The 3,686-nt window shown below is 64.4% G+C and carries 5 protein-coding genes; 2 read left to right on the top strand and 3 right to left on the bottom strand.

Features of this window, described 5'->3' with window-relative positions:
- Positions 1-721: rod shape-determining protein MreC (locus tag DMB66_RS59070; RefSeq protein ID WP_370321530.1), on the top strand; the 721-nt coding region annotated here is incomplete at its 5' end.
- A gap of 67 nt (positions 722-788) precedes the next feature.
- Here the strand turns inward: DMB66_RS59070 and DMB66_RS62150 are convergent.
- Positions 789-1,379 (bottom strand): hypothetical protein, encoded by a 591-nt coding sequence (locus DMB66_RS62150; RefSeq protein WP_158647731.1) that lies wholly within the window; start codon positions 1,377-1,379, stop codon positions 789-791.
- Positions 1,380-1,588: 209 nt separating this feature from the next.
- On the opposite strand from DMB66_RS62150, the gene DMB66_RS62145 reads away from it, so the two are divergent.
- Entirely contained in the window at positions 1,589-1,753 is a 165-nt protein-coding gene (locus tag DMB66_RS62145; RefSeq protein ID WP_158647730.1) for a hypothetical protein, read from the top strand.
- 20 nt (positions 1,754-1,773) lie between these two features.
- On the opposite strand, the gene DMB66_RS59065 is transcribed toward DMB66_RS62145, so the two are convergent.
- Together DMB66_RS59065 and DMB66_RS59060 are read right to left on the bottom strand one after the other, a co-directional pair.
- Positions 1,774-3,318: a caspase family protein gene (locus tag DMB66_RS59065; RefSeq protein ID WP_125812623.1), complete on the bottom strand. Its 1,545-nt coding sequence runs from the start codon at positions 3,316-3,318 to the stop codon at positions 1,774-1,776.
- Positions 3,294-3,686 (bottom strand): hypothetical protein (locus DMB66_RS59060; RefSeq protein ID WP_125812622.1); only part of this gene is annotated, 393 nt, incomplete at its 5' end. The genes DMB66_RS59060 and DMB66_RS59065, both read right to left, overlap by 25 nt.

The following is a 3,686-nucleotide window of genomic DNA, read 5'->3' as shown; positions in this document are numbered from 1 at the left end:
CAATGACTCCTTGGGCACCTACGCCATCGCCATCGCCATGCCGGGCGTGACAGCGGTGCGAGTGTCGAGTACCGCGGTCGATGATGAAATGACGCAAAACCCGGACGGACCTACCAGTCGTCTTGTTGTCGAACGATTCCCGATCGCTGCGACCGCGCAGACGACGACGGTCGCGGGGTTCATCAAGCCGAGGCGACCGTTCGCCAGCGCCACGAAGGCGTTCGAGGTGCCTGGCGAGGACGGTGTTGACGGCGACGTGCGGGCCGTACCCGCCGAGGTAGTTAGCAGGAATGGCCAGCAGATAGTCGTGGTGTTCCCGAAGGACCAGGTAGTTCGGCAGGGTCAACTAGCTGTCGTGGCCGAAGGTTTGGTCGGACGCGTTACGGCAGTCGATGCCGTCCGTGGCGAAGCCACTGTCGACCTTGTTACTAGCACTGGATTCGCAGGTCAGGTATATACGAATATCAGTAATGTTCCGGGTTCCGTACGTGGCACCGGCGGAAAGCTGGTCATGGAAAACGTTCCCGCAGATGGTGAGGTCTACCAGACCAACCGTGTCTTGATGCCGGATCCGTCCCAGCAGAGCAATCAGGTTGGCGCTGTCACGATCGGGCGAGCGTCCGCGGACAAGGCGGCGGGCGCGACCACGGTGGAGCTTACGCCAACAGCCGACCTTGCCCACCTGACCAGATTGTCGATCATGACGCCATCCGCCGACTGACGGCGGCCGCTGACGCAAGGATGCGCGGAGGCGAGTCGCCTCCGCGCATCCTCAACAGGTCCGCGAGTCAGGGATACCGGACCTGGCCGCTGCCGGAAGCGAATGCGAAGTCACCGCTGGTGTTATTCGTAGACGCATAGTTGAATTGCATAGTTGTATTCGTTGGAACGCCCGACCAGCAGTAGGAACGGGCTTCGCCGTCAGTGGGAACGGTGACACTCGAGCCGCGAAGGGTAACTTTAAACTTGTGATGCGACCCCACGGGGTAATCCCATGTGACTTCAATGTCCTTGCAGATCTTCGTCCGCGTGGATCGGAATTCTCGGCCGTCGAGGTTGCGCACTCCATCAAACGTGTAGGAGTACGGCAATGTGGCCACCGCTAGAGTAGTCAATCCTGTCGTGATCGTGGGGCCGTCCTGAGTGTAGTGATCGATCGGGCCCCGAAGCTCGGGCATCTTCCCGATGACCGTCATGGTCACGTTCGGCGGCAGCGACGCCCACACCTCAGCGTTATTCGCCGCGATCTCGGCGGCACTAGCCCTCGCCTTTGTCGGCTCGACGACGTCCGCTTCGGCTGAAGGTGCCGCTTGAGCCGGAGCAGCAAATAGCAGCAATCCCGCGGTCGCAGCAGCGGCAGCTCCGGTGAACTGCTTCATGAACGAGTGTGACACTCTGTAGCCTCCCCGTGGTTTTGAGTGATGGCTTGATCCTGTCAGGAGTCGATCAGCCACCACAAGATCGATGATGAGCTATCTACTGTGCGCCTTTTCACCGGCATTGGGTCGACGCGCCTGGCGGACATGTGTTACGGCCGGGAAACACACCACCATCGGACGAGTTCGACGCGGCGGGGAGCGCGAATTCGTTGACGTGCACTGCGGCGCCGGCCGACGTGCAGGCCGAGGTGCGGGTCCAGTTGCTGACGCCCGGCGAGGTATGCACCGACCGCGACGCCACCAACAAGAGCAGCACCAGCAACCGCGACGCCCGATTTGCCCTAGCAGGTGATGCGCCACTTCGGTGGACGTGACCGTCCCGGAAGTGCCCGACTCAGGGTGAGCCTGCGACGAGCAACAGTAGGAGTAACAGCACCACGGCTATTGCGATAGGTATGCCAGCGGTTCCCAGGTTTCGTGCCAGGAAGCGGTAGAGCGGGTCGCCCTGGTTCGGCTTGGCGGAGGTTTCGGCAGCTGGCCCGGTGTTCGACTGCGGATGAGGTGGTGGCGCGATGGCGCCTGAGGTGGGCGGGGTCCCGGAAATCCAGCCTACGACGGGAGAGCGACCGATTGCTTCCGGTGCGTGAGCGGTCTGGTCACGGATCGGCGGCGGCGAGGGTGCCTCGAGCTGGGGTACGACGGCGACGGCGACGGTTATTGTGGATTCGCCGATGTGCCCTCTGAGCTGGATGGTTCCGGTGAGCGAGCGGGGTTGGTCGGTACCAACCGAGATGCCCAGGGCGCCGGGCATCTCGTTCACCCGGATCCAGTCGTCTGCCTCGCGCACTCGGTACAACCGGGCGATCGGTGGACCGAGCAGCCGGACGACGTGATGTGGTGGTGGCGCGCCTAGGGGGGACCGTCCGAGGTCGACGTACGTCTCGGCCGGCCTGATCGCCGCCTTGTCGACGGCCGCCTTGGCGGCCTCAGCGACCGACCGGATATCGCTGCGGATCGTGGTCACAAGCGCCTCGTACGCGCCGGCAGCCATCGCCAGATCCTCCCCGTCGAGCCGTGATCCGAGTTCGGTCACCGCGCCGAGGCGGGTGTACATGTTCGCGTCCGTCCTCGCCGCCTCGACTTCAGCTGGGATGGGTAGCGGCCGGATCCGGCGCCGGCTGCTTCGGGCCAAGTACAGCTCGCCCTGCATTTCTACGTTCCGGCTCGGAGTCTGATTGGGGTTTTGGTCGCGCACGCGGTCGAAGACGTAGTCGTAGAGTTCGTTGAGCGACACCCATCCGTCCTCATCCCGGTCGGCCTCCCCGCTCGCGAGCCCTTCCACCACGGCGGCCGTGAACAGCGACGGCTGCGCGCCGCGCGCGTTCGCGAGACGGTCACCTTCGAACGAGTACTCCATGGCGCTGGACGCCGTGATGACCGCACGGCCTCGCCCGCTGCCGACCTTCCCAGCGGGAAAGCTGTCCAGCACATTGATATCTTCAGTGGCACGGACGGCCACACCTTGGCTGAAAGCGCCGCCGTAACAACAGTCGAGGAAGAGCACGATGCTCCGGGACCGTGCCGCGCGCATGCCTCGCTGCACGAACTCCGCGGAGATCGCTGTGGAGCCGAGCCTGTTCGGTCGGGTGTTGCGTGCGGCGAAGAACAGCTCGCCGGACTCGCTCTTCAGCCCGTGGCAGGAGAAGTGCAATAGGAGCAGGTCGTCGGGGCGACTTTCCGAGAATAGGTCCTCGATCCGGACCTGCACCGCGTGGGCCGGCTGGTTGTGCACGACCTGGACCTCGAAGGAGCCGATGCGGGGGTCACTGAGGACCTGGCTGAGCGCCGCCGCGTCCGCGGCCGGCGCCGACAGGCGCCGCAGGCCTTCGTGGTCGTATTCGTCGTTCGCGACTATCAGCGCTGTTCGGCGGCCGGCCACTTTCCGTCCTCTCCGGCCGCGTGCCGGTCGACGAACAGCTTGATCAGCCTCTCCTGTTCGGCGAGGCTTGCTTCGGACAGCTCGAGGACGTCCCCGCCGATTTCCAGCCGCACTGTTCGGCGTACGCCGTCGCTGCGGCCAAGCCATGATTTGATCGCGGTTACTACCGAGCGCAGCCCTTGCGCCGATTTGCCGAGAGTGACCAGCAGGCCGCCGACCACGGCAACATCGAACGCCCGAGTGCCGGCCGGAGGCCCACCGGCGCGCATAGCGATCACGTCCTCAACGTCGAGTAGCCGCAGTTGATCGCGTAGGTATCCGGTCAGAGCGTCGAGCCGTTCGGCGTCAGCTCCGTCCTCGGACAGTTG

Source organism: Actinoplanes sp. ATCC 53533 (genome assembly GCF_003947245.1).
This window is presented reverse-complemented; position numbering and strand designations above follow the sequence as displayed.